Source organism: Microbacterium sp. UFMG61, from assembly GCF_015354505.1.
Lineage (GTDB): Bacteria > Actinomycetota > Actinomycetes > Actinomycetales > Microbacteriaceae > Microbacterium.
The window spans coordinates 36,411-62,204 of sequence record NZ_JACAFP010000012.1; the positions used below are offsets into that span (position 1 = coordinate 36,411).

Genomic DNA, 25,794 nt, shown 5'->3' on the forward strand with positions numbered 1-25,794 from the left:
TTTCGCTGCGCAAGGGCGGTTTCGCCGCGGAGGGGCGGTTTCGCTTCGGAAGGGCGGTTTCGCTTCGGAAGGGGGGTTTCGCTTCGGAAGGGGGGTTTCGCTTCGGAAGGGCGGCTTACGCTGGGGGCCATGAGTGACGCACGCCCCGCCCCCGGCACCGAGATGGTCTTCCAGTGGAGCAAGTGGGACGGCTCTCCGCACTGGCGTCACGAGTGCGTCTACCTCGGCTCCGACGACTGGGGCGATTGGGTCGGACAGCCCGCGGGGTGGCACAGCGCTCGTCCGGGGGCGGCGTTCGACGCGGCGACCCCGAACGTCACTCTCATCCCTCGGCAGCCCGACTACGCGCTGACGGTGAACCGCGACCATCCGAAGGGGATGCGCGTCTACATCGACCTCGGGTGGGACATCGGCTGGTCCGACGATCCGCTGCTCGCGGTCGGGATCGACATGGACCTCGACGTCGTGCGGGTCATCGGAGAGCGCGGCACCTGGGTCGACGATCGTGACGAGTGGGCTGAGCACAGTGCGCGGTTCGGGTATCCGGCCGACGTCATGACGCGCCTCGAAGACCTGGCGCTCGACCTCGAGCACAGGGTTCGGGCGCAGACGGCTCCTTTCGACGACGCGACCGCCGATGTCTGGCTCGATCGTCTGGATGCTCTGCGGCTGGCGCCCAGGGCTCGCGCCTAGACTGGACCCGTGACCCCGAACGAAGCCAACCGCGCCGATCTCGGCAAGGACCCCGCCCGCGTCAGCGGCATGTTCGACCAGGTCGCCGCGGGCTACGACCGCACGAACACGGCGATGACCGTCGGCAACGATGCACTCTGGCGTGCGGCCACGACCCGCGCCGTCGCTCCGAAGCCGGGGGAGAAGATCCTCGACCTCGGTGCGGGCACCGCGTCGTCGTCGGCATCCCTCGCGCGCAGCGGCGCGCAGGTCGTTGCCGCCGACTTCTCGCCGGGCATGCTCGCCGAGGGGCAGCGCCGCCACGGCAGCATCCGCAATCTCTCGTTCGTGCAGGCGGATGCCACTGACCTGCCCTTCGATGACGAGGAGTTCGACGCCGTCACGATGTCGTACGCGCTGCGCAACGTCAACGACCCGAAGAAGGCGTTGCGCGAACTGCTCCGCGTGACCAAGCCCGGCGGTCGCCTCGTCATCAACGAGTTCTCCACTCCGCCGAGCGGACTCTTCCGCGCCGGGTACCGCTTCTACAACTCGCAGGTGCTGCCGCGCGTGGCCCGCGTCGCGGGGACCAACGGCGACGCATACGACTACCTCAACGAGTCGATCCGCGACTGGCCCGACCAGAAGAAGCTCGCCTCGTGGATCCGCGAGGCCGGCTGGACGGACGTCGCCTACCGCAATCTCTCCTTCGGCATCGTGGCCCTGCACCGTGCACGCAAGCCCGAAGCGAGCACATCCGCGTGAGCACGTCGAGATCCAGCACGCCCGACGACGGTAGGGTGAGAGCGTGACTTCGAGCCGCGTAGCCCCTGGTTCGCGACTGGCGAGCCGTCTCGGTTTCAGCGACCGTGTCTTCATCGGCACTGCGGGCCGTCGTGTCGCGCAGGCGATCGAAGACGGTCTCGAGAAGGTCGAGACGGGCCTCGCAGACGACGTGCGCGTCGCCGATCCGCTGGCCGACGCCGCGAGTCGGTATCTGTACGAGGCCGGAGGCAAGCGCATCCGTCCCGTGCTCACGCTGCTCGCCGCCCAGCTCGGCGACGGCAACACCGAACAGGTGATCGACGTCGCCAAGGCGCTCGAGATCACCCACCTCGGCTCGCTGTACCACGACGACGTCATGGACGGCGCCGACCGCCGCCGCGGCGTGCCCGCGGCGCAGACGGTGTGGGGCAACAACATCGCCATCCTCACCGGCGACATCCTGTTCTCGCGTGCGAGCCAGCTCATGTCGCGTCTGGGCGAACGGGCGATCCGCCTGCAGGCCGACACGTTCGAGCGACTCGTCCTCGGGCAGATGCACGAGACGATCGGTGCACAGCCCGACGACGACCCCATCGAGTTCTACATCCAGGTGCTGGCTGACAAGACCGGCTCTCTGATCGCGGCGGCCACGCAGGGCGGAGTCATCTTCTCGAACGCGCCCGCGCAGTACGAAGAGCCGCTGCGCGTCTACGGCGAGAAGATCGGCGTGGCGTTCCAGCTGCTCGACGACGTGATCGACCTCTCGGCCAAGCCTGAGGACACCGGCAAGGTGCCCGGCACCGACCTGCGCGCCGGCGTGCCCACCATGCCGTATCTGCTGCTCAAGGCCGAGACCGACGACGCGTCGATCGACCTCGCCGCCCGCATCGACGACGGCGTCGCCCGCATCGCCGAGGGAGCGGACCCGTCGATCCTCGACGGACCGCTCACCGAGCTGCGCGATCACGCAGGCACTCAGAAGACCCTCGCGCTCGCGCATTCCTGGACTCAGGATGCGATCGACGCGCTCGCCCCGCTTCCGCGTGGCACCGTGCGCGAGGCGCTGACGCGCTTCGCCGAGACCCTCGTCGAACGCTCCAGCTGATCGTGCCGCGGCCCCGCGCCGCATGCACCTGACGTGACGGCTCACGAAAGGACCCCCTATGACCAAGCTCAGACTGGCCATCGTCGGAGCGGGCCCGGCCGGCATCTACGCCGCCGACATCCTGCTGAAGGCCGAGCGCAAGTTCGACGTCTCCATCGATCTCTTCGAGCAGTTGCCGGCGCCCTACGGACTCGTCCGCTATGGCGTCGCGCCTGACCACCCGCGCATCAAGGGCATCATCAATGCGCTGCGCGATGTGCTCGACCGTGGTGACATCCGCCTGTTCGGCAACGTGCGCTTCGGTGAGGACATCACGCTCGACGACCTCAAGAAGCACTACAACGCGGTGATCTTCGCCACCGGAGCGATCCGCGACACCACCCTCGACATCCCCGGCATCGACGCGGTCGCCTCGTACGGCGCCGCCGACTACGTCAGCTGGTTCGACGGCCACCCCGACGTGCCGCGCGAGTGGCCGCTGGACGCCGCTTCGGTCGGCGTGCTGGGCAACGGCAACGTCGCTCTCGACGTCGCGCGCATGCTGGCGAAGCACGCCGAGGATCTGCTCGTGACGGAGGTGCCCGAGAACGTCTACGAGGGGCTCAAGGCCAGCGAGGTGACCGATGTGCACGTCTTCGGACGCCGCGGACCCGCACAGGTGAAGTTCACGCCGCTCGAGCTGCGTGAGCTGGGCGAACTGCGCGACGTCGACATGGTCGTCTACGACGAGGACTTCGACTACGACGAGGCATCGAAGGATGCCGTGGCCAGCAACAAGCAGGTCATGGTCATCGACCGCATCCTGCAGTCGTGGCGCAAGCGCCCGTCGGTCAACGACGCCAGAGGCGATGAGAACAACGTCGGTGGCACGGCATCGCGTCGTCTGCACCTGCACTTCTGGGCCCGTCCGGTCGAGGTCCGCAAGGACGAGGCAGGGCGCGTCGCCGCGCTCGTCTACGAGCGCACGAAGCCCGACGGTCAGGGCGGTGCCGTGGGCACCGGCGAGATGCGCGAGGTCCCTCTGCAGGCGCTCTACCGCGCGATCGGCTACTTCGGTTCGCCGCTGCCGGGTGTGCCGTTCGACAAGAAGCACGGTGTGATCCCGAACCGCGAGGGCCAGGTGCTCGCGAAGGACTCGAACCAGCAGATGACCGGCATCTACGCGACCGGCTGGATCAAGCGCGGACCCGTCGGCCTGATCGGCCACACCAAGTCGGATGCGATGGAGACCGTGCGTCACATCATCAACGACCAGGGCTCGTGGTGGCACCCGGAGGACCCGTCCGAAGAGGCGATCCCCGCGCTGCTGCAGGAGCGCGGCGTGAAGTGGACGGACCTCGACGGCTGGCACCGCCTCGACGAGCACGAGATCTCTCTCGGCGCACCGCACGAGCGCGCCCGCGTCAAGGTCGTGCCGCGTGACGAGATGGTGCGCGTCTCGCGAGGTGAGTGACCGTCACAGAATCGTTGTGTGCCCTCCGCTTGTCGGAGGGCACACGTCTTTAGGCTGGGCGCATGCGTCTGCGTCTGCGTCCACTTCTCGTTCTCGGCACCGTCGCCGCGATCGTCCTCGCCGGATGCACGGCGCAGCCCGCGCCGAAGCCGGAGCCGACCATGTCGGAGTCCGACGCCGTGACGCCGACCCCGACCCCGACCGCCGAACCGATCGCGACGCCGGAGCCGGCCTTCGACGTGACCTGCGACGATGTGGCTGCAGAGATGTCGGCGCTGTTCGGCGAACCGTCGAGTCCTGTCGAGCCGGTGCTGTCCGTCGTGTCGACGATGAGCTGGATCCCGGGGCCGGCTCAGTACATGTTCCAGCAGGTGGGCGGAATCGCGTGCACCGCCGGCGAGGAGGCCGACCGCAGGTGGGAGGTCACGATCGTCCCCGATGCGCAGACCGTGATCGAGGGCGCGACCGAGCGACAGGGGTACTGGGGCGAGCAGGCAGGCTGCGTCGAAGGCATCTGCACGTTCGAGTTTCCGGATGGCGATGTGCTGCTCTCGGCCACGGTGTTCGAGCCGGGTATCGCTGCGGACGAGACTGCACGAGTGGACGAGGCGATGCGTCGACTCGCCGCCGATGCGGCAGCGACCCTGCGGGATGTCGAGCACATCGACAGCGACATCGTCGGAGCGCCGTGCGAGAGGTACATCACAGAGCAGCAGGTGAACGAGCAGTTCGGGGTGTCGGATGCGACGCTCTACACGGACTTCGGCGGATGGGGCATCCCGGCCGAGATCTATCACGTCGCCAACGGCGCCCGGATCTGCATGTACCGCACGTCGGCGGGCGAGTACGAAGGACCCACCTATCTTCTCTTGACCGCTCTTCCCGGCGGCGCCTGGGCGTTCGAGCAGCAGGCAGGCGATCCGGCGACCGTCGAGGGTGCGGATGCCGCTAAGACGAGCACCGGCGAGCACGGAGAGAGCTTCCTCGACGTGCAGGTCGGAGGGGACTGGATCAGGCTCGTCACATACGACGACGGCTCCGGTGCGGCCGACCCCACGCCGTCGGCGGAGTCGGTGGTGCGCAACCTCACAGTGGGGCAGCCCGCTCCTCAGTAGCCTGCGGCTCGTGGGCTAGCCTGGCCGCATGACTGACTGGAGACCCGACGTCCTCGGCGACGAGTTCGAGCAGCTGACGCTCGAGCTCGGAGAGGACGACGAGGGGCCGGTCGTCGCCACCCTCGTGCGCGCGCTTCCGGGCGAGCAGCCGTGGTGGGATCTTCGCCGATGGGGGAGTGCGCTGCGGCGCAGGCCGCTGAACGACGTCGATGTGCTCTACGTACATGGGTGGTCGGACTACTTCTTCCAGAAACGGCTCGCTCGGTTCTGGACCGCCCGTGGCGCGCGCTTCTTCGCACTCGACCTGCGCAAGTACGGCCGGAGTCTGCGCGATGGTCAGACGCCCGGGTACATCACCGACCTCGCGACCTACGACGAAGACATCGCAGCAGCCCTCGATGCGATGGGGCGCGGTGCGGAGGGGGCTTCCTCGACGCGCCGGCTCGTCCTGCTCGGACACTCGACCGGTGGGCTCACGCTCAGCCTGTGGGCGTCACGTCACCCCGACACGGCTGACGCCGTGATCCTGAACAGTCCGTGGCTCGAGTTCCAGGTCGCGTCGGCCCGGCCGCTGATCGCGCCCGTCGCGGAACTCCAGGCGCGCTGGGCGCCCCGCGAGGTGGCGCCCCAAGTCGACCTCGGCTTCTACACCCGCGCACAGCAGGAGGTGGCCGACCCTGATGACCCGGTCGAGACCAACCCGCTGTGGCGCCCCGCACAGACGATGGCGGTGCACGCCGGATGGTTCCACGCGATCCTGACGGGACACGCGACGGTGGCGCACGGGCTCACGATCGATGCGCCCGTGTGCGTCTTGCTGTCGTCGAGATCGGCGACGCCCACGCGATGGTCGGAGGATCTGACCCGTGCCGACTCCGTGCTGGTCGTCGACGATATCGCTCGCGCGGCGCTGAAGCTCGGAACCTCGGTCACCGTCGAGCGGATCGACGGTGCTCTGCACGATGTCTTCCTCTCTCGCCATGAGGCGAGAGAGGAAGCCTATCGTCGTCTCGATCGGTGGGTCAGAGGCTGGTCGGCCGTGGGCTGAACGGCCTCACACGTAGTACATCGCGCGAGCGAGGCGCTCGGCGTCGTCGGCATCGCCGCTCAGGACCGCCGCGCGGAAATCGCGGTAGACCTGCAACATGCGCGCACGGTCCCCTTCGGGCAGGGTCCACGAGCGGAGATTGCGGAACAGCGCCATGCTCGCGTCATTGATGAGCACCTGGTGCTGGACGTTGCGGCTGCGATCGCTGAGGAAGGAGAAGACCTCCCAGCGTGCGTCGGACAACTGCTCGCCGTCGTCGAGCGCACTGCACATCCTGTCGACGAGAGTCGCGAGTTCCTCGCGCTCGTCCTGCGTCATCCGGCTCACCCCCATGCGAGCGGAGACGCCGGCCTGATAGCCCGCGAACTCGAGGGTCTGCTCGACGACCTCGGGTGTGACCGTCGTGACCTCGGTGTACCTGCTCGGGTACATCGTGACGAGTCCGAGCCGCTCGAGTCGCTGCAGCGCCTCGCGCACCGGAGTGCGCGACACGTGCAGTTCTTCGGCGACGTCGACATCGCGGATGCGATGCCCGGGTTCCAGCACGCCGTCGACGATCTGCGCCCCGATGTGCTGGAAGACCTCCTCTGCCAATAACTGCTTACTCTCTCGAATACTCGTCATCGAGCTGTTGCTGATCATGGATTGCCCCCAGTTGCATGTCCACTTCCGGGCCCCCCAAGATGTGCCCGGACGCTCACTACATCACGAACTCGGTCGCGATGCCAATAATCCACAAGTGCATTTTCCGGCGGGCCTTCAGGGGCTCGTCGGCGGTGCATCCTCGGGGGATTCGTTGACAGGAATCTGTGGCCGGCGGGCGTGGGACGCCCGCCGGCCACGAACGATGTCGTGCACGGAGCTGCACTGCGCCCAGTCCCCACAAGGCGGGAACCATGATCCGCAACGCGGACCGTGGTTCGGCAGCGCGTCATGCATCGACGCATCGTCAACCACACCGAGATGCGGCTGTTTCCAGTCTCAGGCACCCGGCCCCATATATCGGAATGGGATTCGTGGAGAGCGTTGTCGCGCGTCTCGACCGTCGGAGAGGACGGGTTGCGCCGGGGTGCGCGATCGTCACGGATCCGATCCCCCCTTCCCGCTCAGGGAGTCCTGTGTCCACTAGCGTGGGGATCGTGGACAAACGGCAGCGGGCTCTCCTGGCACTGCCGTCCGGCGAACTCTCGAACAGCTCCGCGTTCCAGGTGTTCGAAGACATGCTCGCCTCGATCTATGACGGCGAGCTCGCGCCCGGCGACCCGGTGAGCGAGAACGACATCGCCAAGAAGTACGGTGTCTCGCGGACTCCGGCGCGAGAGGCGATCCAACGGCTCAGAGAACTCGGGTTGGTCGAGGCGTCGGCCGGTCGCACCTCTCGAGTGGTGCTGGTGTCCGAGCAGACCGTCCGCCACGCTCTGGTGGTGTGGGAGGCGCTCATGATGGCCGCAGCCACCGAGACGGTCACACGCATCGACGCCGCCGACATCGAGCTCATGCAGGCGAGCATCGATGAGTTCCGCGAGGCGGCGAGCCGCGGAGACGCGGGACGGGCCGCGCAAGCGAACTACGATCTGTTCGCCGCGCTTGTCACGAAATCGACCAATCCGCTCCTCGTGAAGAGCGTCGCGCTCACGGTCCACATGATCCGGCTCGGCGGTATGTCCTTCCCGCGGTGGGTGGATGCGAAGCGGCTCGGCGCCGCGCACGTCGCTCTCATCGACGCGCTTCACGCGCGGGACGTAGACGCCGCGAAGGCGGCGATCAGTGCCGCGGCCGACTTCCGACTCGCTCCTGATCCGGATGCCGTCGGTGCTCTCGATTCGTAGCCGCCGACACGGCTTCGGCTCGCGAGAGAATGCTTGACGATTCCCCCGTCAGCACTTGTATACTGGTATGCAAGTAGGGTGATCGATGCGTATCCGGTTGGGGAGCCGAATGCGCGCTTCTGGGGCGATGAACTACTTGCGGGTCTTGCTGGTGGCCTTTTGGGGAAGAGTGTCAGCAAGACCCACAACCTCTCTGCGCCGTCATCGCCGTGCGCGACAAGGTGTTTTCCTCTGGCCCCGCGCATCGGGGTGCAGGCCCGATTTCACCGCATCGCCTTAGGGCTCATCGCCCACATGCAATCGAACTTTCGCCGGGGCCTATCAATTCACTAGGTAATCTAGTTATATTGGTGATGACCCGATCCCCAGTCGGGAGAGATGGAGATCGTCCGAGGTTTCAGCCGGTGGTGCTGGCCTCGAGTATCTCGTTCCGGGAGGTCCGGCCCCTCGTCCCCAGAACACGGGTCGGACCTCCTCGAGACCGGCGGTGCGCTGGATGCCGACAGAAGGCGCGGGTCGAAGGCTTCGTCGAGGAGCGGGGCTCCCAGCCACGACGAAGGGGCGGATGCGCGGCATCCGCCCCTTCGCCGTCCGCCTGATCAGCGGTAGTTGATGAACTGCAGATCGAGGTCGAGGTCGGCGCCCTTGAGCAGGGCGATCACCGACTGCAGGTCGTCGCGGCTCTTGGACTGCACACGCAGCTCGTCGCCCTGGATCTGGCTCTTGACGCCCTTGGGGCCCTCGTCGCGGATGAGCTTGTTGATCTTCTTCGCGTTCTCCGACGAGATGCCGTCCTTGAGCGTCGAGACGATGCGGAACTCCTTGCCGCTGGCGAACGGATCGCCCGACTCGAGGCTCTTGAGCGAGATGCCGCGCTTGATGAGCTTGCTCTGGAAGACGTCGAGAACGGCCTTCGCGCGCTCCTCGGTGCCGGCGATGATCAGGATCTGCTCACCGCTCCAGGCGATCGAGGCGCCGGTGCCCTTGAAGTCGTAGCGCTGCTCGATCTCCTTGCGGGCCTGGTTCAGGGCGTTCTCGGCCTCCTGGTGATCCACTTTCGAGACGATGTCAAAGGAACTGTCAGCCATACCTCAAAGTGTATCGATCCGGTCGATTCCACGCTGATCTGGAAGCGTTTCCATGGCCGTCGACACGCGCACCCCCGGTCACGGATTGGTATCGGCCCTCCGATTCATTGGGAATCGGAGCAAATCTTGTGCATACTGTAAGCGCTTGCAGTTCATGCAGGTCATCAGCACTCAGAGAGGCACACACCAATGAAGGTGAACAAGAGGGGCATCGCCGCCGCCGGCGCCATCGCCATCGTTTCGACTCTTACGCTTGCCGGTTGCTCGACCGGCGGTGCAGGCGACGACGCAGCCGAGAGCGACAGCGGCAGCACGCTGACCGTGTGGGTCGACGCCGAGCGCGTGGACGCACTGCAGGCCGCAGCCGACTCGTACGAGGAGAAGACCGGCGTCGCCGTCGAACTCGTCGGCAAGTCCGTCGACGACATGAAGGACGACTTCATCCAGCAGGTGCCGACCGGCAAGGGTCCCGACGTGGTCATGGGCGCGCACGACTGGCTCGGCGAGCTGTCGACCAACGGTGTCGTCGCCCCGCTCGAGCTCGGCGACTCCGCCGCCGACTACCTGCCCGTCGCGCTGCAGGCCGCGACCTACGAGGGCACGGTGTACATGCTCCCGTACGCGGTCGAGAACATCGCCGTGCTGCGCAATGCCGACCTGGTCCCCACTGCACCCACGAGCTTCGACGACATGGTCTCGAAGGGCACGTTCGTGGTCGAGCAGGGTACCGAGGGCAACCCGTACCACCTCTACCCGTTCCAGACCGCGTCGGGTGCCCCCGTCTTCGGCACCGACGACTCGGGCAGCTACGACGCCGCTGATCTGCAGCTGGGCAGCGAGGGCGGCTTCGCTTTCGCCGACTGGCTCGGGGCTCAGGGGGCTGCCGGCACGCTCAACACCGACATCGACGGTGAGATCGCCAAGCAGCAGTTCCTCGACGGCACCGCCGCCTTCTGGCTGACCGGCCCGTGGAACGTCGGCGCGGCCACCGACGCGGGCATCAATGTCGCCATCGACCCCGTCCCCAGCCCCACCGGTGAGACCGCCTCGCCGTTCGCCGGCGTGAAGGGCTTCTTCGTCAGCTCCGAGTCGAAGAACAAGGTCGCCGCGAACGACTTCCTCGTGAACTACATCGGCACCGAAGAGGTGCAGCTCGAGCTGTTCGAGGCGGGCAACATCCTCCCCGCGCTCACCGCTGCTGCCGACACCGCGGCATCCGACCCGATCATCGCCGGCTTCCAGGCCGTCGGCGCCGACGCCGTCCCGATGCCCGCCATCCCCGCGATGGGTGCCGTCTGGGAGTTCTGGGGTGTCGCCGAGGCGGCCATCATCAACGGCTCCGACCCGACGACGACGTGGCAGAAGCTCGTCGACGACGTGACCGCGGCGATCAAGTAACTCAACTCAGCACGATCCCTGCCGGGGCGGACCTCGTCCGCCCCGGCAGATTCACGACGGGGACGACATGACAGAAACCGCTGAGCCCACGGCTCCACTGAACAAGCGCCAGCGCCAGGCCGCGAGGATCGCCGAGGCGGCCTCCGGCCCGATCGGCTGGATGCTGCTGAAGATCCTGCTGCTGGCCGTGGTCGACGCGATCGCGCTCTATGCGGTCTTCGTGCTCTTCGGACAGCAGGAATGGCTGATCCTCGGGATCGTCGTCGCGGTGACGGTCCTCGTCAACTACATCTACTTCTCACGCAAGCGCGTGCCGGCGAAGTATCTGACGCCGGGCATCATCTTCCTCGTGCTCTTCCAGGTGTTCACGCTGCTGTACACCGGCTACATCGGATTCACGAACTACGGCACCGGCCATAACGGCACCAAGGACCAGGCGATCTCGTCGCTGCTCGCCTCGGCGCAGCAGCGGGTCGAGGATTCCGCCACCTATCCGGTGACCGTGGTCGAGCAGTTCGGCACGTACGGCCTGCTCGTGACCGATCCCGAATCCGGCGACGCCCTGCTCGGCACGAGCGAGCAGCCCCTGCAGGAGGTCGACGCGGACTTCGAGGGCGGACGGGCCGTCGCCGTCGACGGCTGGACGACGCTCCCGCTCGCGACGGTCTTCACCCTCTCCGAAGAGCTCGAGGCGCTCTCGGTGCCGTTCAGCGACGACCCCAATGACGGCAGCCTGCGCGCACCCGACGGTCAAAGCGGGTATCTGTACGTCTCGACGCTCGAGTACGACGCGGATGCCGACACGATCACCGACACGGACACCGGCGCGGTCTACTCCGACACAGGAGAGGGCGCGTTCACCGCCGACGACGGTGCGACGCTCATGCCCGGCTGGCAGACCACCGTCGGCTTCGACAACTTCATCCGCGCGGTGAGCGACGAGAACATCCGCGGCCCGCTGATCTCGGTGACGATCTGGACGTTCGTCTTCGCGCTGCTCTCGGTCGCGACGACGTTCTTCCTCGGACTGCTGCTCGCGCTGGTGTTCAACAACACCCGCATGCGGTTCCGCAACGGCTACCGCATCATCCTGATCCTGCCGTACGCCTTCCCGGCCTTCCTCTCGGCGCTCGTGTGGGCCGGAATGATGAACGAGAGCTTCGGCTTCATCAACCAGGTCATCTTCGGGGGAGCGGACATCCCGTGGCTCACCGATCCGACCCTCGCCAAGGTCTCGGTGCTGCTCGTGAACCTGTGGCTGGGCTTCCCCTACATGTTCCTGGTCTGCATGGGAGCGCTGCAGGGCATCCCCGACGAGGTGAACGAGGCCGCCGTGATGGACGGTGCGAACCCGTGGCAGATCTTCCGACGCATCAAGCTGCCACTGCTGCTCGTGACGGTGGCCCCGCTGCTGATCTCGTCGTTCGCGTTCAACTTCAACAACTTCAACCTCATCTACATGCTGACGAAGGGCGGGCCGCGGTTCGACGACGTCAGCATCCCCGTCGGGCACACCGACATCCTGATCTCGATGGTCTACAAGGTGGCGTTCACGGGCCAGTCCCGCGACTACGGCCTGGCATCCGCCTTCACGATCCTCATCTTCATCGTGGTGGCGACGATCTCGATCATCAGCTTCCGCAAGACCAAGGCCCTCGAGGAGCTGAACTGACATGAGCACCACCGACCTCAGCACCGCCGCCTCCGTGACGGTCTCGCCCGGCCGCGCCCCGCGTCGACGCCGTCACGGCTTCCGCTCGTGGTTCGCCGACACCGGATGGCGTCACGTCGTCGCCATCGTCGTCAGCGCCTTCGCGCTCTTCCCCCTGCTGTACGTCGTGTCGGCGTCACTCAACCCGAACGGCACGTTGACCGGATCGAACCAGCTGTTCTCGGCGTTCGGCATCGACAGCTACGTGCGCATCCTCAGCGACCCGCAGAATCCGTACGGCCTGTGGTTCCTCAACACCCTGCTCGTCGCGGTGATCACCGGCGCCGTGACCGTCTTCATCGGTGCTCTCGCCGCATATGCCTTCTCGCGCATGCGCTTCGCGGGCCGTCGCATCGGCCTCGTCACGATCGTCGTGGTCCAGATGTTCCCGCAGCTGCTCGCGGTGGTCGCGATCTTCCTGCTCATGACGACGCTCGGCGACTGGTTCCCGGCGATCGGGCTCAACACGCACACGGGACTGATCCTCGTGTACCTGGGTGGCGCGCTCGGGGTGAACACCTACCTGATGTACGGCTTCTTCAACACGCTCCCCATGGAGCTCGACGAGGCCGCCCGCATCGACGGCGCGGGCCACGCGCGCATCTTCTTCACGATGATCCTGCCGCTGGTGGCACCGATCCTCGCGGTCGTCGCGCTGCTGTCGTTCATCGGCACGGTCAACGAGTACGTGATCGCCAGCGTCATGCTCGTCGACGTCGAGCAGCAGACGCTCGTGGTGGGTCTCACCAAGCTCGTCGCGAACCCGCGCTACGCGGACTGGTCGGCGTTCTCGGCGGGCGCCGTCATGGCGGCCGTTCCGGTGATGATCCTGTTCCTGTTCCTGCAGCGGTACATCGTGGGCGGTCTGACGGCGGGCGCGACCAAGGGCTGAGCGCCCAGGGCTCGAGCACCCGGGACCGTGCGCTCAGAACGGAGCGCGCGCACCGTCTCGGCGTTGCGAGCGGACGGTCGTCGGACCTGGTCGTACGGTGGTCCCATGGCACGGATCGGGGGACGCAATTCGGCGATGAGCTGGATCGCCGCGGTGTTCTGCACGGGCGTGGTCGCGGCGCTGATCTGGTTCGCGATCCCGATGTTCCCGACGCTGGAGGCGTTCGTCGGCGATGCGCTCCGTTCGCTGTTCCCCTGAGGCGGCGAGGCCCCTCCTGCCCTGTGATCACGCGGTATGGCGACACGTCGGCACGCCTGCGTGGGGGCGCGGTCTCGCGGCGGTAACCTCGCAGAGCACACACCCGATGAGAGGCGCACCCCATGAGTGACCCCGAGGTTCCCCAGCCCGAGCGGCCGAAGGACGTCAACGACGTCGTCGACAGCGCGAACGCTGGTCTCGAAGCCGCTGAGGCCGCGCGTGCAGACGTCGCCGCCGCTCCGGCCGAGACCACCGCGGCCGACGCCGCGACCCCGTCCGCCGATCCGGCGATCGACCCCGATCTCGCGGCTTTCGAAGCCGCCGAGCGCGACCACCCGGGCACGTTCGCGACGCCCGAGCTGAACAACCCCGCGTTCCTCGACCCCGAGCCGGATGCCGACCCGACGTGGGACACGAAGGCGGATGCCGCGTCATCCGACGCCGCGAAGTCCGACACTGCGACGGATGCCGCCACGACGACGGCCTTCACCGCACCTGCGCCGCCCGCCGCGAACACCGGCCTGCACGAGGAGTCGGCCATGGCCGGTGCCGCGTACGCCGGAGCATCCGCCGCCGACACGCGCATCGTGCCGTCCGAGCCCGCCCGCACGGAGTCCGCTCCCGCCGACACCGTCATCGCGCCCGTGCAGCAGCAGCCGATCTTCGTGCAGGCTCCCGAGCCGCCGCGCGAGCGCGGCAACCGCGGCACGGCCGGTGCGATCGGCCTGCTGGCCACCCTCGCGTTCGCGATCCTGTACCTGGCCGCGACGCTCGGTGTCCGCGCGTTCGAGGGAGAGGTCACCGGAGCGAACATCGCGGATGCGGCGATCGCCCCGCTGGTCACCTGGAGCTACTGGGTTCCTGTGGCCGTGTTCTTCTTCGGCTTCTGGCTTCTCGGTGCGTTCATCAACCGCGGACGCTGGGGCCTGTGGGTCGTCTTCGGCATCATCGTCGGCGCGATCGCCTACGGCGGGCACCTCCTGGGCCAGCTGTTCCAGGCGCCGTTCTGGCTGCTCAGCGCGAGCGAGGCCAACGAGCTCATCGGTTCGCAGCTGCTCGCACCCCTGGCCATCGCCGCGTTCGTCTTCGCGCGTGAGCTGACCATCTGGTTCGGCGCGTGGGTCGCACGCAGCGGTGCCCGCAAGACCGAGCTCAACGCCGAGGCGCAGCGCGAATACGAGCGCACGCTCGAAGCCGGCCCGACCCTGTCGCGATAGTCACGACCATGTCATCGCCGAACCCCCGTGGACCCGAGTCCGCGGGGGTTTCGGCCGTTCTGGCACTGGTTCTCGCGACGGTCGGCTTCTTCGCGCTGGCCGTCTTCGGCCTTGGCGCTCTGACGATCGCGACCGACACCGACATCATCGCGGTCGAGGGACTCGGGCAGATCCCGGGGGCCGCCGGCATGCTCGTCGCGGTGCTGGCGTTCGCACTCGGACTCTGGGTGGCGCTGCGCCGCGAGCATCCGTCGTTCCTGTCCGTTCCGGGCATCGGCGTGGGGGTCGGGCTCGCCCACCTCGTCGCCGTGTGGGTGGGAGTGGTGCTGGGCACCGGCGACCTCGTGGTCGCCACCGCCGTGGCCGGCGACCTCGTGCGCGGGGGAGCGAGCCTGGTGCTTCTGCTCGTCGCCGCGGTGGCCGCCTGGGGCGGCATCGCGCTGCGGCGCACCCGAACGAGCCACCCGCAGTGGCCATGGGAGAAGGACGACGACGAGTAGGACGCAGGATTCCGGCTCGTCAATCGGCGCCCAGCGGGCACGGTCGTCGTACGCTCTACGTGTGGAGCGCTCGCTGGAGACGCAGGTCGACCAGGCTGTTCAGGCCTGGCTGCGCTGGGTGCCGCGCTGGGAGCCGGCCACCCATCGAGGGCGAGTCGCGCCCTGCCGCCGGTGTCTCGGCTCGCCGATCCTCTCGGCCGCAGGCATCGCGGGCAACACCCCGCACGGTGTGCAGCACGGTCTGTCGACGCGGATCAAGACGATCGTCGATCATGCGGTCGCCGAGTACACCGAGCGCAATCTGCCTGTGCTGCAGCGCGAGCTCGACCAGCAGGCCGCCCGCAACCGCGCCCGCGCGTATCGGCCGTCGGAAGATCTCGACCCCGAGTTCGACGGGATGCCGCTGGATCCCGATCCGGTTCCCGGGGCGCCCTTCCTCTTCACGATCGCGGGTCTCGCCGACGACGCGGCTGCCGAGCTCCCTCCGCTGCCGCCGCTGAGCGACGAGGAGAAAAGCGCGCTGCGACAGGAGGTCGGCCTCGCCGACGAGTACGCCAATCTCGTCGGACGCGAGATCTGCGGCATCCTGCTTCGCCACCGCCTCTACATCCAGGCCGCGATCTCGCAGCACGTCGAGCCGCAGATCGAGGCGATGCTCGCCGAACTGACGCAGTCGCTCGACTCGCCGTTCGACCCCGACACGCCCTGACCCGACACGCCCTGACCCGAGACACCCTGACCCGACCCCGCTGAGCTGTTCAGACACCGACGGTACGGCGCGGTGAGTCCCGCACGTCTCGTCCCGCACGTCGGACCTGCGTATCCGCTGAAAGACGAGGGATGCCGTTGTCATCCGCTCTGCACGGTGGGTATCGTTTTTCGATAGATATCCATTGCTCATCGATAGGGGCGCCATGCATCCTCGAGTCTCTCGCGCGCTGAAGGCGCTGATCGTCGTCCTGCTCGCGCTGCTGCTCGCGAGTCAGATCCTGGTGATCCCCGAGGTCGCGCGCATCACTGCGCTGCGCAACCCCGACGTCGTGCAGCTCGAGGTGCCCGGCATCATCGGCGCGGTCGTCTTCATGGCGCTCATCGAGGTCACGTTGGTGTGCGTCTGGTTCTTGCTGTCGCTCGTGCAGACCGACCGCATCTTCCGGGTCGAGGCGTTCCGCTACGTCGACATCATCCTCGGGGCGCTGGTCGCGGCGGGGGTGCTGATCCTCGCGTCCTACCTCGTGATCGTCGCGAACCGGGCCGTGTCGCTCTCGCTGTCGCTGCTCGCGATCCTCGGTGTGGTCGTGAGCGCCGCGCTCGCCTTGCTCGTCGTGGTGCTGCGCGGTCTGCTGCGCAAGGCGCTCGAGCTCGAGCAGGATCTCTCCGAGGTCGTCTGATGCCCATCGTGATCGATCTCGACGTGCAACTCGCGCGCAAGAAGATGAGCGTGCAGGACTTCGCCGACGCCATCGGCATCACCCCCGCGAACGTCGCGGTGCTGAAGAACGGCCGGGCCAAGGCGGTGCGCTTCACCACGCTCGAGGCGATCTGCCGCGTGCTCGAGTGCCAGCCGGGTGACATCCTGCGCTGGGTGCCCGATTCCGAGGAGGCATCATGACCGTGCCGCTCACCGCATCGGACGCATCGGCGGCGCCGGTCGCGCCTTCGGTCACGTGGGGCGAGACGGTCGCCCGGCACCTGCTCGACGAGCGCGCGTGCCCGGTCTGCCACACCGCGCTGCAGTGCGGATGCTGTGCGCGCTGCGGCGCCGACCTGCGCGGGACGATCGGCGTCACCGTGTGGGAGTCGTCGCTCGCGGCCGCGACGGCGCTGCGCGCACGGGAAGAGCTGCTCCGCCGCATCCCTGTCGTGCGTGCTGCGGCGGTGTCCGCGCGCAGCCACGCCTCTGCTCCCGCAGCTCCCGCCTCCGGGGCGCCGGCATCGTCGCTTCGCGCATCCTCTCCGCCCGCGCCGCCCGTGGGCGGATCACCGCGCGGGGGAGACGCCGATCCGCAGGGGAGCGCCACGCTGCAGTCGGTGCTCGCCACCGCGGGTGCGGGTCTCTTCGCCGTCGCGGCGATCGTCTTCACGTACTTCAACCCCGACCTGGCCGACCGTGCTCTGCGCAGCGTGATCGTCGGGCTCATCACCCTGCTGTTCCTCGGTGGCGCCTGGCTGCTCTCGCGGCGCGGGCTCCGGTTCTCGGCCGAGGCGGTGGGCGGACTCGGTCTGGTGTTCGCGGGTCTCGACATCCATGCGGTCGCCCAGCTCGCGGCTCCCGGAGTCGACCCGTGGCTGACGTCGGCGCTCGCGACGGCGGCTGCCGGTGGCGTGATGCTGCGTGTCGGGACTCGTCGCGGCATCCGCATCTGGCAGTGGACCGCCGTGCTGGCGATGGCGCTCACTCCCGCGATGCTGGGTGCCGCCGGCGGAACCCCGCTGACCGCCGCGATCGGCGCGATCGGCGTCGCGTTCGCCGGGGCGGCCCTCATCGAGTGGCTGCGCCTGCCGACGGTCGAGGTCGTGACACTCACCGTCGTGCAGCTCGTCGCCGGGCTGACCGCGCTCGTGCTGGTGTGGCGGGTCGACGCGGGCGACACCCTGCTCTTCCTGTTCACGGTGAGCGCGCTGCTCGCGCTGATCGCGACACATGCGGTGATCGCCGCACGACGCATGCTCGCAGGACTCTGGGCGTTCGGCGCCGGGGGTGTCGGGTCCGTGGCGCTCATCGTCGCGGTCGTCGCGCTCACCGGGAACGGCGTGGTCGCGACCTCGATCCTGTTCGACGGCTCGGTGATGCTGGCCGTCGTCCCGGCATCCGCCGCGCTGGCGCTCGTGCTGATCGGCGCGGTCGTGCCGCTGCCGCGGGCGGTGCCGCGCAGGTTCGTCGTGGCCGGTGCGCTCACGGTGCTCGCGGGGCCGGCGCTGCTGGTGCTCGCCCCCTCGGCGCTCACGGGACTCTCTACGGTGCGCGAGTTCCTGCGAGTGAACGATGAGATCGGTCCGGTCGGCATGCCGGGCTGGGGGCTGCCGCTCGGACTGCTGGCGATGTGTGCGGGACTCGGCGTGTTCAGCGTGCTCGCGCGGCGTCGCGACGGCATCCGCCGATTCGCGAACACGACCACGCTGCTCGCGCTGTGCGCCGGGGCGATCGCGGTGCTGGTGGTCGGGTGCGGTCCTCAGCTCGTGCTGCCGGCCGCGATCGCGGTGCTCACGGTGCCGGTGGTGCTGCTCGCCGCCGCGCTGTGGGTGCTGCCGACGCTGCTCGAAGGACGCGGCCTGCGGATCACCGCGCTGACCGCCGCGCATGTCGCGCTCATCGCCGCGGTGATGATCGCCTGGCGTGAACCCGCCGTGGTGCCGCTCGCGGGCGCGGGCACGCTCGTCGCGCTCACTGCTCTCGTGGCCGTGCTGCCGACCCCGCGGCGGTTCCTCTACGTCGGTGCCGGGTTCGGGTATGCGCTCGTCCTCGTCGCCACCGCGCTGAGCCTCGCGGGAGTCGGGGGAGTCGCGCAGCTGTCGCTGACGGTCTCGACCGGCCTGCTCGCCGCGATCGCCGCGACCTATCTGCCGTCGGTCGGCGCTCGGGCGTGGCAGGCGGTGCTCGTCGTCTCGGCCGTGCCGTTCGGCATCGGCATCCTGCAGGTCGTGGTCGAACGCAGCGGATGGACGGCGCTGTCGACCGGACTCATGTTCGCGCTGGCCCTCTCGCTCATGCTCACCCGCCGGCCCGGACTCACCCTGCTCGTGCGCACGGCGGCCGCTGCGATGCTCGTGCCGACGCTCGCCGTGATGATCGTGTGCCTGGGGGCGCGGCTGCTCGAGGCGAGCGGATCTCCCGTGGCGCTCCCGATCATCGCGGTGCTCGTCGCCCTCGTGCTGCCGTCGACCTCGATGGTCCGAGAGGTGCTGCGCGCCCGAGGGCACTCCCCGGCGACGGCCGATGCGGCTCGCGTCGCGATCGAGGTCTCGGCGCTGGTGACCGGGGCGATCGCCACCGCGCTCGCCGTGGGCCGCGAGGCGGCCGGCCTCGGCACGACCTTCCTGGTGCTCGTGATCCTCGGCCTCGGCGCCGCCGCGCAGGCGCTGTTCGCCGGTCGCCGCTACGCCTGGGCGGTCGCCGGCGCCGCGTTCACCGGGGCCCTCTGGTCGGTGTGGGGGATGGTCGGCGTCGACGTGTTCGAGGCCTATCTGCTGCCGCCCACGCTCGGTGCCGCGATCGTGGCGGTGCTGCTCACGCTGCGCGGACACCGGGTCACCGCGCTGTACGGCGCCGCATTGCTGGTGGCGATCGGACCGATCGTCGCACTCGTCGCGGTGATGGAACCGGATGCCGCGGGGCAGGGGCTCGACGTGCAAGGACTCGGTGGGCAGGGCTCTCTCGTGCAGGGTGACGTGATGTGGCGCGTGCTCGGGCTGCTCGCGGCGGCCTGGGCGCTGCTGGCACTCGAGGGGCTCGTGCGCAGACCGACCGGGCCGCGGATGCGTCGGCTCCGCGCTCTGCAGATCCCCACGCTGCTCGGGGCCGCGCTCGCCGCGACGGTCGCGTCCGTGCAGGGCATCCGCCTCGGTCTCGGGTGGGACCAGCCGACCTGGCACGGGGCGGGGCTGTTCCTCGCGTGCCTCGGCGTGAGTGCAGTCGGTGCGGCCGCGCTCGCGCTGGCGGCCCACGGCATCCGTCGCGCCGCGCCCTCGGGCTCGCCTCTGCGCGCGAGCCGGTGGCTCGCGGCGCCGGCCGCGCTCGCGCTCGCCCTCGGCGTGTGGTTCGCGATCGAGCGCGACTGGTTCTCGATCTGGGCCATGTGGGGCCTGATGCTCGCATACCTCGTGATGGTCGTCGTGACGGCATCCCGTCTGCGTCGGGGTGTCACCGCGCTGCCGCCGGTCTGGTTCCTGTTCGGGATCGCCTTCATGACGGCGATCGTGGCGTGGAGCCCGCGCGACCTGCGGGTCGAATGGTTCTCGCTGCCGCTGGGGGCGTTCCTGCTGCTGGCCGGGATCATCGTCCTGCGGGGCTCGGATGCCGACGGGATGCTCGACCAGGACGCGCGTCCCGGCACGCTCGACAGCTGGCCCGCCCGCTGGACGGGATCCTGGGCGCTGCTGGCGCCGGGCATCGTGACGATGATGAGCGCGTCGATCGTGTCGACCTTCACCGATCCGCTCACGTGGCGGGCGATCCTCGTGATGGTGCTCGCACTCGCAGCGATCCTCGTCGGGTCGCGGGCGCGGCTGGCCGCTCCCTTCCTCATCGGCCTCATCGTGCTGCCGATCGAGAACGTCTTCGTCTTCTCGGTGCAGATCGGTCGCGGTATCGAGTCGATGCCGTGGTGGATCACGCTGGCGGTCATGGGGGCGGTGCTGCTGATCATCGCGGTCACGGCCGAGAGGCGCACGGGCGAGAGCGGTTCGGTCGCCGCGAGGATCCGCGATCTGCGCTGACGTCGGCCCCATTTGACCGCTCACGTTACGCGGCATTACACTTGATCAGGTGTGTGCACGTCTTGACGTGTGCGCTGGGCGCCGGCTCCATAGCCGGTCCGCCCCCACGGCATACCCTCCACCACAAAAGCTCGTCGGTTCCGGCGTGCCGGAGGGTCATGATGTGAAACCCATCACGCTGTCACCGTGCAGCACTATGAGGAGAGAACGTGCCAACCATTCAGCAGTTGGTTCGCAAGGGTCGCTCGCCCAAGGTCACCAAGACCAAGGCGCCCGCACTCAAGTCGAACCCGCAGCAGGCCGGGGTCTGCACCCGCGTCTACACCACCACCCCGAAGAAGCCGAACTCGGCGATGCGCAAGGTCGCTCGTGTGAAGCTCCGCAACGGCACCGAGGTCACCGCGTACATCCCCGGTGAGGGCCACAACCTGCAGGAGCACTCGCTCGTGCTCGTGCGTGGAGGCCGTGTCAAGGACCTCCCCGCTGTCCGTTACAAGATCGTCCGTGGCGCCCTGGACACCCAGGCCGTCAAGAACCGTAAGCAGGCTCGCAGCCGCTACGGCGCGAAGAAGGGCTGAGTCCAATGCCTCGTAAGGGTCCCGCCCCCAAGCGTCCCGTCGTCAACGACCCGGTATACGGCGCTCCGATCGTCAGCCAGCTGGTCAACAAGATCCTGGTCGACGGCAAGAAGTCGCTCGCCGAGTCGATCGTCTACAACGCCCTCAAGGGTGTCGAGGCGAAGAACGGTCAGGACGCCGTCGCCACTCTGAAGAAGGCGCTCGACAACGTGCGCCCGACTCTCGAGGTCAAGAGCCGCCGCGTCGGTGGCTCGACCTACCAGGTTCCGGTCGAGGTCAAGCCGCACCGTGCGAACACCCTCGCACTGCGCTGGCTCGTCAGCTACGCCAAGGGTCGTCGTGAGAAGACGATGACCGAGCGTCTCCAGAACGAGATCCTGGACGCGTCGAACGGCCTGGGTGCCGCGGTCAAGCGCCGTGAAGACACTCACAAGATGGCCGAGTCGAACCGCGCATTCGCTCACTACCGCTGGTAAACAGCTTCGCCCGCCCCCGGCCACACGCCGGGGGCGGGCACCCCCTCTTCGCAGTACGACTGCCAAAAAGATAAGGACACTCCTGTGGCACAAGACGTGCTCACCGACCTGAGCAAGGTTCGGAACATCGGCATCATGGCTCACATCGATGCTGGCAAGACCACCACGACCGAGCGCATCCTGTTCTACACGGGCGTCAACCACAAGCTCGGCGAGACCCACGACGGTGCCTCGACCACCGACTGGATGGAGCAGGAGAAGGAGCGCGGCATCACGATCACGTCTGCCGCCGTGACCTGCTACTGGAACAAGAACCAGATCAACATCATCGACACCCCCGGTCACGTGGACTTCACGGTCGAGGTGGAGCGTTCGCTCCGCGTCCTCGACGGTGCTGTCGCCGTGTTCGACGGCAAGGAGGGCGTCGAGCCCCAGTCCGAGACCGTGTGGCGTCAGGCCGACAAGTACAACGTCCCCCGCATCTGCTTCGTCAACAAGATGGACAAGCTCGGCGCGGACTTCTACTTCACCGTCGACACCATCATCAACCGCCTCGGCGCCAAGCCGCTGGTCATCCAGCTGCCCATCGGCGCGGAGAACGACTTCATCGGCGTCGTCGACCTCGTCGAGATGCGCGCGCTCGTCTGGGCGGGTGACTCCAAGGGTGACGTCACCATGGGTGCCTCCTACGAGATCCAGGAGATCCCGGCCGACCTCAAGGACAAGGCCGACGAGTACCGTCAGCAGCTCCTCGAGACCGTCGCCGAGACCGACGACGCTCTGCTCGAGAAGTTCTTCGGTGGCGAAGAGCTGACCGTCGCCGAGATCAAGGGCGCGATCCGCAAGCTCACCGTGGCTTCCGAGATCTACCCGGTGCTCTGCGGTTCGGCCTTCAAGAACCGTGGCGTCCAGCCGATGCTCGATGCGGTCGTCGACTACCTGCCGAACCCGCTCGACGTGGGCTCGATCCAGGCGCACGACCCCAAGGACTACGACACGATCATCGAGCGTCACCCCGACGCGAAGGACCCGTTCGCAGCCCTCGCGTTCAAGGTCGCGGTGCACCCGTTCTTCGGTCGCCTCACCTACGTGCGCGTCTACTCGGGTCAGCTCGACTCCGGTGCTCAGGTCATCAACTCGACCAAGGGCAAGAAGGAGCGCATCGGAAAGATCTTCCAGATGCACGCCAACAAGGAGATCCCGGTCCCCGCGGTCACGGCGGGCAACATCTACGCCGTCATCGGTCTGAAGGACACCACCACCGGTGACACCCTGACCGACCCGACCTCGCCGGTCGTCCTCGAGTCGATGACGTTCCCCGAGCCCGTCATCGAGGTCGCCATCGAGCCGAAGACCAAGGCCGACCAGGAGAAGCTGGGTGTCGCCATCCAGAAGCTCGCTGAAGAGGACCCGACCTTCCGCACGGAGCTCAACCCCGAGACCGGTCAGACGACCATCAAGGGCATGGGCGAGCTGCACCTCGACATCCTCGTCGACCGCATGAAGCGCGAGTTCAACGTCGAGGCCAACGTCGGAAAGCCGCAGGTCGCGTACCGCGAGACGATCCGCAAGGCCGTCGAGAAGCACGACTACACGCACAAGAAGCAGACCGGTGGTTCGGGTCAGTTCGCGAAGATCCAGTTCAACATCGAGCCGCTCGACCTCGACGACGAGAAGACGTACGAATTCGTCAACGCCGTCACCGGTGGTCGCATCCCGCGTGAGTACATCGGCTCGATCGACGCCGGTTTCCAGGACGCCATGAACGTCGGCGTGCTCGCCGGCTACCCGATCGTCGGCGTCAAGGCGACGATCGTCGACGGTGCTGCTCACGACGTCGACTCCTCGGAGATGGCGTTCAAGATCGCAGGTTCCATGGGCTTCAAGGAAGCTCTGCGTCGGGCGAACCCCGTGCTCCTCGAGCCGCTCATGGCGGTCGAGGTGCGTACTCCCGAGGAGTACATGGGTGACGTCATCGGTGACCTGAACTCGCGTCGTGGCCAGATCCAGTCGATGGAAGACGCCGCAGGCGTCAAGGTCGTCCGTGCACACGTCCCGCTGTCCGAGATGTTCGGATACATCGGCGACCTGCGCTCGAAGACCTCGGGTCGCGCCGTCTACTCGATGGAGTTCAACAGCTACGCTGAGGTTCCCCGCGCTGTGGCCGACGAGATCGTCCAGAAGCACCAGGGCGGCGAGTAACACTTTCCTGAGAGCCGGGCTCCGGCTCGGCTCTCAGGTCCCCTACAACTTCACATTCCCTCTCTACTAAACTGAGAACCTAAACCCGTAGAGATCCGGTCGCAATCCAGTGCCCGGACACCTCTACACGACGTCCTGAGGAGGACCAAGTGGCTAAGGCCAAGTTCGAGCGGACCAAGCCGCACGTCAACATCGGAACGATCGGTCACGTCGACCACGGCAAGACCACGCTCTCCGCAGCGATCTCGAAGGTGCTTGCTGACAAGTACCCCTCCGACACCAACGTGCAGCGCGACTTCGCTTCCATCGACTCGGCGCCGGAAGAGCGCCAGCGTGGTATCACCATCAACATCTCGCACATCGAGTACGAGACCCCGAAGCGCCACTACGCACACGTTGACGCCCCCGGCCACGCCGACTACGTCAAGAACATGATCACCGGTGCGGCTCAGATGGACGGCGCGATCCTCGTGGTCGCCGCCACCGACGGCCCGATGGCTCAGACGCGTGAGCACGTGCTGCTCGCCAAGCAGGTCGGCGTGCCGTACCTGCTGGTCGCGCTGAACAAGTCCGACATGGTCGACGACGAGGAGATCCTGGAGCTCGTCGAGCTCGAGGTCTCCGAGCTGCTCGCATCGCAGGGCTTCGCTGAGGACGCTCCTGTCGTCCGCGTGTCCGCTCTCAAGGCGCTCGAGGGCGACGAGAAGTGGACCCAGGCGATCCTGGACCTCATGGAGGCCGTGGACGAGAACGTTCCGGACCCCGTGCGCGACAAGGACAAGCCGTTCCTGATGCCCGTCGAGGACGTCTTCACGATCACCGGTCGTGGAACCGTCGTCACCGGCCGCGCCGAGCGTGGCACGCTGGCCATCAACTCCGAGGTCGAGATCGTCGGACTCCGTCCGACCGTCAAGACCACGGTCACGGGTATCGAGATGTTCCACAAGCAGCTCGACGAGGCATGGGCCGGCGAGAACTGTGGTCTCCTGCTCCGTGGCACGAAGCGTGAAGACGTGGAGCGCGGTCAGGTCATCGTCAAGCCGGGTTCGGTCACGCCGCACACCGACTTCGCGGGCACCGCGTACATCCTGTCCAAGGATGAGGGTGGGCGTCACAACCCCTTCTACACGAACTACCGCCCGCAGTTCTACTTCCGCACCACCGACGTCACCGGCGTCATCACGCTGCCCGAGGGCACCGAGATGGTCATGCCCGGCGACACCACTGACGTGACGGTCGAGCTGATCCAGCCGATCGCCATGGAAGAGGGCCTCGGCTTCGCCATCCGTGAGGGTGGACGTACCGTCGGCGCTGGTACGGTCACGAAGATCATCAAGTAAGCATCTGCTTTCTGGCACAGGGGTCGGACCTTCGGGTCCGGCCCCTTTGTCGTACCCGGGGGAGGTGCGGCGCGCATCCTCTGTAACAAATCTCTATACGATTGCATAGAAGTCCATGCTTCTTGTATTCTGATCAGCGTTGCGTACGCGCAATACACGTGATCGCGCCGTGGCAAGGGGAAGGCGCGAGATATCGGACGCCGGCGAGCGGCCCCCGCCCTCGCTGAGACGGACGATTGCGTCGTGTCAGGGGCAGCGCCTGGATGTCGGGGAGCGTCATTCAGGGTGCAGGGGAGAAGGGCGAATGCCGCAGTCTTCTTTCCACCGGGGAATGCACATGCTGACGGATGCGGGGGTCGGGCCGGGAACCCGACCCCGCACCATGATGGATGCCGGAGACGCGTCAAAACAGCCGCTCTGGGCATCTTCGCGGGGATCCGTGACCTGCGCTCGGTACCATGACTCGAGCTCGCACTCCGGGCCGCCGTCGCCCGATCCCGGGCAGGAGAGGAACGCGACCATGTCACAGATCCACGTGGGTCCGCCGCCACCGCGCAGCTACGCGCGCCTGTGGGTCTCGACGCTGCTTCTGATCGTGTACACGGGCTTCGTGCTCGTCGTGACGATGTGGCCGAAGCCCGAGCAGCTCGAGTTCGGCGGCATCGCCTCGCGCGTGCTTTGAGCGCTGCACAACCTCGGAGTATCGGAGTC

At 67.6% G+C, this 25,794-nt stretch carries 24 protein-coding genes; 22 read left to right on the forward strand and 2 right to left on the reverse strand.

Features of this window, described 5'->3' with window-relative positions; translation table 11 throughout:
• The first annotated feature begins 129 nt into the window (after window positions 1-129).
• The 6 genes from IXW21_RS15135 to IXW21_RS15160 all read left to right on the forward strand — a co-directional run bounded on the left by IXW21_RS15135 (window position 130) and on the right by IXW21_RS15160 (window position 6,158).
• Window positions 130-693, forward strand: coding sequence for a hypothetical protein (locus IXW21_RS15135; protein WP_194765090.1), 564 nt, complete (start codon window positions 130-132; stop codon window positions 691-693).
• Between the two features lie 9 nt (window positions 694-702).
• Window positions 703-1,437: a class I SAM-dependent methyltransferase gene (locus IXW21_RS15140; RefSeq protein ID WP_194765091.1), complete on the forward strand. Its 735-nt coding sequence runs from the start codon at window positions 703-705 to the stop codon at window positions 1,435-1,437.
• A 43-nt stretch (window positions 1,438-1,480) separates the two neighbouring features.
• Window positions 1,481-2,542, forward strand: a complete 1,062-nt coding sequence (locus IXW21_RS15145; protein WP_194765092.1) for a polyprenyl synthetase family protein — start codon at window positions 1,481-1,483, stop codon at window positions 2,540-2,542.
• A gap of 58 nt (window positions 2,543-2,600) precedes the next feature.
• Window positions 2,601-3,995 carry an FAD-dependent oxidoreductase gene (locus IXW21_RS15150; RefSeq protein WP_194765093.1) on the forward strand — a complete coding sequence of 465 codons (1,395 nt, stop codon included), beginning with the start codon at window positions 2,601-2,603 and terminating at the stop codon, window positions 3,993-3,995.
• Between the two features lie 62 nt (window positions 3,996-4,057).
• Window positions 4,058-5,110: a hypothetical protein gene (locus IXW21_RS15155; protein WP_194765094.1), complete on the forward strand. Its 1,053-nt coding sequence runs from the start codon at window positions 4,058-4,060 to the stop codon at window positions 5,108-5,110.
• A 28-nt stretch (window positions 5,111-5,138) separates the two neighbouring features.
• A complete protein-coding gene (locus tag IXW21_RS15160; protein ID WP_194765095.1) occupies window positions 5,139-6,158 on the forward strand; it encodes an alpha/beta hydrolase in 1,020 nt (339 codons plus the stop codon).
• Between the two features lie 6 nt (window positions 6,159-6,164).
• Here the strand turns inward: IXW21_RS15160 and IXW21_RS15165 are convergent, their stop codons facing one another.
• Window positions 6,165-6,800 (reverse strand): GntR family transcriptional regulator, encoded by a 636-nt coding sequence (locus IXW21_RS15165; RefSeq protein ID WP_228528618.1) that lies wholly within the window; start codon window positions 6,798-6,800, stop codon window positions 6,165-6,167.
• Window positions 6,801-7,297: 497 nt separating this feature from the next.
• Here IXW21_RS15165 and IXW21_RS15170 point away from each other — a divergent pair, with 497 nt between their 5' ends.
• Window positions 7,298-7,987: a GntR family transcriptional regulator gene (locus IXW21_RS15170; protein WP_194765096.1), complete on the forward strand. Its 690-nt coding sequence runs from the start codon at window positions 7,298-7,300 to the stop codon at window positions 7,985-7,987.
• Between the two features lie 599 nt (window positions 7,988-8,586).
• On the opposite strand, the gene IXW21_RS15175 is transcribed toward IXW21_RS15170, so the two are convergent.
• Window positions 8,587-9,075, reverse strand: a complete 489-nt coding sequence (locus IXW21_RS15175; RefSeq protein ID WP_194765097.1) for a YajQ family cyclic di-GMP-binding protein — start codon at window positions 9,073-9,075, stop codon at window positions 8,587-8,589.
• Window positions 9,076-9,264: 189 nt separating this feature from the next.
• Between IXW21_RS15175 and IXW21_RS15180 the strand changes: the two genes are divergently transcribed.
• From IXW21_RS15180 to IXW21_RS15250, 15 genes are all read left to right on the forward strand, one after another.
• Window positions 9,265-10,473 carry a sugar ABC transporter substrate-binding protein gene (locus IXW21_RS15180; protein ID WP_194765098.1) on the forward strand — a complete coding sequence of 403 codons (1,209 nt, stop codon included), beginning with the start codon at window positions 9,265-9,267 and terminating at the stop codon, window positions 10,471-10,473.
• Between the two features lie 67 nt (window positions 10,474-10,540).
• The gene (locus IXW21_RS15185) at window positions 10,541-12,145 is read left to right on the forward strand and encodes an ABC transporter permease subunit (RefSeq protein WP_194765099.1); all 1,605 of its coding nucleotides are present in this window, start codon (window positions 10,541-10,543) and stop codon (window positions 12,143-12,145) included.
• Between the two features lies 1 nt (window position 12,146).
• Window positions 12,147-13,076 carry a sugar ABC transporter permease gene (locus IXW21_RS15190; RefSeq protein ID WP_194765100.1) on the forward strand — a complete coding sequence of 310 codons (930 nt, stop codon included), beginning with the start codon at window positions 12,147-12,149 and terminating at the stop codon, window positions 13,074-13,076.
• A 105-nt stretch (window positions 13,077-13,181) separates the two neighbouring features.
• Window positions 13,182-13,334, forward strand: a complete 153-nt coding sequence (locus tag IXW21_RS15195) for a hypothetical protein (RefSeq protein WP_194765101.1) — start codon at window positions 13,182-13,184, stop codon at window positions 13,332-13,334.
• Window positions 13,335-13,456: 122 nt separating this feature from the next.
• On the forward strand, window positions 13,457-14,551 hold the full coding sequence (locus IXW21_RS15200; RefSeq protein ID WP_194765102.1) for an ABC transporter: 1,095 nt from the start codon (window positions 13,457-13,459) through the stop codon (window positions 14,549-14,551).
• An 8-nt stretch (window positions 14,552-14,559) separates the two neighbouring features.
• Entirely contained in the window at window positions 14,560-15,051 is a 492-nt protein-coding gene (locus tag IXW21_RS15205) for a hypothetical protein (protein WP_194765103.1), read from the forward strand.
• A gap of 61 nt (window positions 15,052-15,112) precedes the next feature.
• The gene (locus IXW21_RS15210; RefSeq protein WP_194765104.1) at window positions 15,113-15,760 is read left to right on the forward strand and encodes a spermidine/putrescine ABC transporter substrate-binding protein; all 648 of its coding nucleotides are present in this window, start codon (window positions 15,113-15,115) and stop codon (window positions 15,758-15,760) included.
• 205 nt (window positions 15,761-15,965) lie between these two features.
• Window positions 15,966-16,442, forward strand: coding sequence for a DUF2975 domain-containing protein (locus IXW21_RS15215; RefSeq protein WP_194765105.1), 477 nt, complete (start codon window positions 15,966-15,968; stop codon window positions 16,440-16,442).
• Complete coding sequence (locus IXW21_RS15220; protein WP_194765106.1) at window positions 16,442-16,663, forward strand: helix-turn-helix domain-containing protein; 222 nt, start codon at window positions 16,442-16,444, stop codon at window positions 16,661-16,663. The genes IXW21_RS15215 and IXW21_RS15220 overlap by 1 nt, the downstream gene beginning before the upstream one ends.
• The gene (locus IXW21_RS15225) at window positions 16,660-20,487 is read left to right on the forward strand and encodes an SCO7613 C-terminal domain-containing membrane protein (protein WP_194765107.1); all 3,828 of its coding nucleotides are present in this window, start codon (window positions 16,660-16,662) and stop codon (window positions 20,485-20,487) included. Before IXW21_RS15220 ends, IXW21_RS15225 begins: the two co-directional genes overlap by 4 nt.
• 209 nt (window positions 20,488-20,696) lie before the next feature.
• Window positions 20,697-21,065: a 30S ribosomal protein S12 gene (rpsL, locus tag IXW21_RS15230; protein WP_194765108.1), complete on the forward strand. Its 369-nt coding sequence runs from the start codon at window positions 20,697-20,699 to the stop codon at window positions 21,063-21,065.
• Between the two features lie 5 nt (window positions 21,066-21,070).
• Window positions 21,071-21,541, forward strand: a complete 471-nt coding sequence (gene rpsG, locus IXW21_RS15235) for a 30S ribosomal protein S7 (protein WP_042538706.1) — start codon at window positions 21,071-21,073, stop codon at window positions 21,539-21,541.
• A gap of 84 nt (window positions 21,542-21,625) precedes the next feature.
• On the forward strand, window positions 21,626-23,743 hold the full coding sequence (fusA, locus tag IXW21_RS15240; RefSeq protein ID WP_194765109.1) for an elongation factor G: 2,118 nt from the start codon (window positions 21,626-21,628) through the stop codon (window positions 23,741-23,743).
• A gap of 149 nt (window positions 23,744-23,892) precedes the next feature.
• Window positions 23,893-25,083 carry an elongation factor Tu gene (gene tuf / locus IXW21_RS15245; RefSeq protein ID WP_194765110.1) on the forward strand — a complete coding sequence of 397 codons (1,191 nt, stop codon included), beginning with the start codon at window positions 23,893-23,895 and terminating at the stop codon, window positions 25,081-25,083.
• A 520-nt stretch (window positions 25,084-25,603) separates the two neighbouring features.
• A complete protein-coding gene (locus IXW21_RS15250; protein ID WP_194765111.1) occupies window positions 25,604-25,765 on the forward strand; it encodes a hypothetical protein in 162 nt (53 codons plus the stop codon).
• Window positions 25,766-25,794 lie beyond the last annotated feature (29 nt).

Bases quoted from the DNA above. Each gene is read 5' to 3' on its own strand.
- rpsG (WP_042538706.1), top strand. From the start codon at position 21,071: ATGCCTCGTAAGGGTCCCGCCCCCAAGCGTCCCGTCGTCAACGACCCG.
- IXW21_RS15180 (WP_194765098.1), top strand. From the start codon at position 9,265: ATGAAGGTGAACAAGAGGGGCATCGCCGCCGCCGGCGCCATCGCCATC.
- IXW21_RS15160 (WP_194765095.1), top strand. From the start codon at position 5,139: ATGACTGACTGGAGACCCGACGTCCTCGGCGACGAGTTCGAGCAGCTG.
- IXW21_RS15190 (WP_194765100.1), top strand. From the start codon at position 12,147: ATGAGCACCACCGACCTCAGCACCGCCGCCTCCGTGACGGTCTCGCCC.
- IXW21_RS15135 (WP_194765090.1), top strand. From the start codon at position 130: ATGAGTGACGCACGCCCCGCCCCCGGCACCGAGATGGTCTTCCAGTGG.
- IXW21_RS15195 (WP_194765101.1), top strand. From the start codon at position 13,182: ATGGCACGGATCGGGGGACGCAATTCGGCGATGAGCTGGATCGCCGCG.
- IXW21_RS15220 (WP_194765106.1), top strand. From the start codon at position 16,442: ATGCCCATCGTGATCGATCTCGACGTGCAACTCGCGCGCAAGAAGATG.
- IXW21_RS15250 (WP_194765111.1), top strand. From the start codon at position 25,604: ATGTCACAGATCCACGTGGGTCCGCCGCCACCGCGCAGCTACGCGCGC.
- IXW21_RS15165 (WP_228528618.1), bottom strand. From the start codon at position 6,800: ATGATCAGCAACAGCTCGATGACGAGTATTCGAGAGAGTAAGCAGTTA.
- IXW21_RS15200 (WP_194765102.1), top strand. From the start codon at position 13,457: ATGAGTGACCCCGAGGTTCCCCAGCCCGAGCGGCCGAAGGACGTCAAC.
- IXW21_RS15225 (WP_194765107.1), top strand. From the start codon at position 16,660: ATGACCGTGCCGCTCACCGCATCGGACGCATCGGCGGCGCCGGTCGCG.
- IXW21_RS15150 (WP_194765093.1), top strand. From the start codon at position 2,601: ATGACCAAGCTCAGACTGGCCATCGTCGGAGCGGGCCCGGCCGGCATC.
- IXW21_RS15205 (WP_194765103.1), top strand. From the start codon at position 14,560: ATGTCATCGCCGAACCCCCGTGGACCCGAGTCCGCGGGGGTTTCGGCC.
- IXW21_RS15185 (WP_194765099.1), top strand. From the start codon at position 10,541: ATGACAGAAACCGCTGAGCCCACGGCTCCACTGAACAAGCGCCAGCGC.
- IXW21_RS15175 (WP_194765097.1), bottom strand. From the start codon at position 9,075: ATGGCTGACAGTTCCTTTGACATCGTCTCGAAAGTGGATCACCAGGAG.
- IXW21_RS15155 (WP_194765094.1), top strand. From the start codon at position 4,058: ATGCGTCTGCGTCTGCGTCCACTTCTCGTTCTCGGCACCGTCGCCGCG.
- IXW21_RS15215 (WP_194765105.1), top strand. From the start codon at position 15,966: ATGCATCCTCGAGTCTCTCGCGCGCTGAAGGCGCTGATCGTCGTCCTG.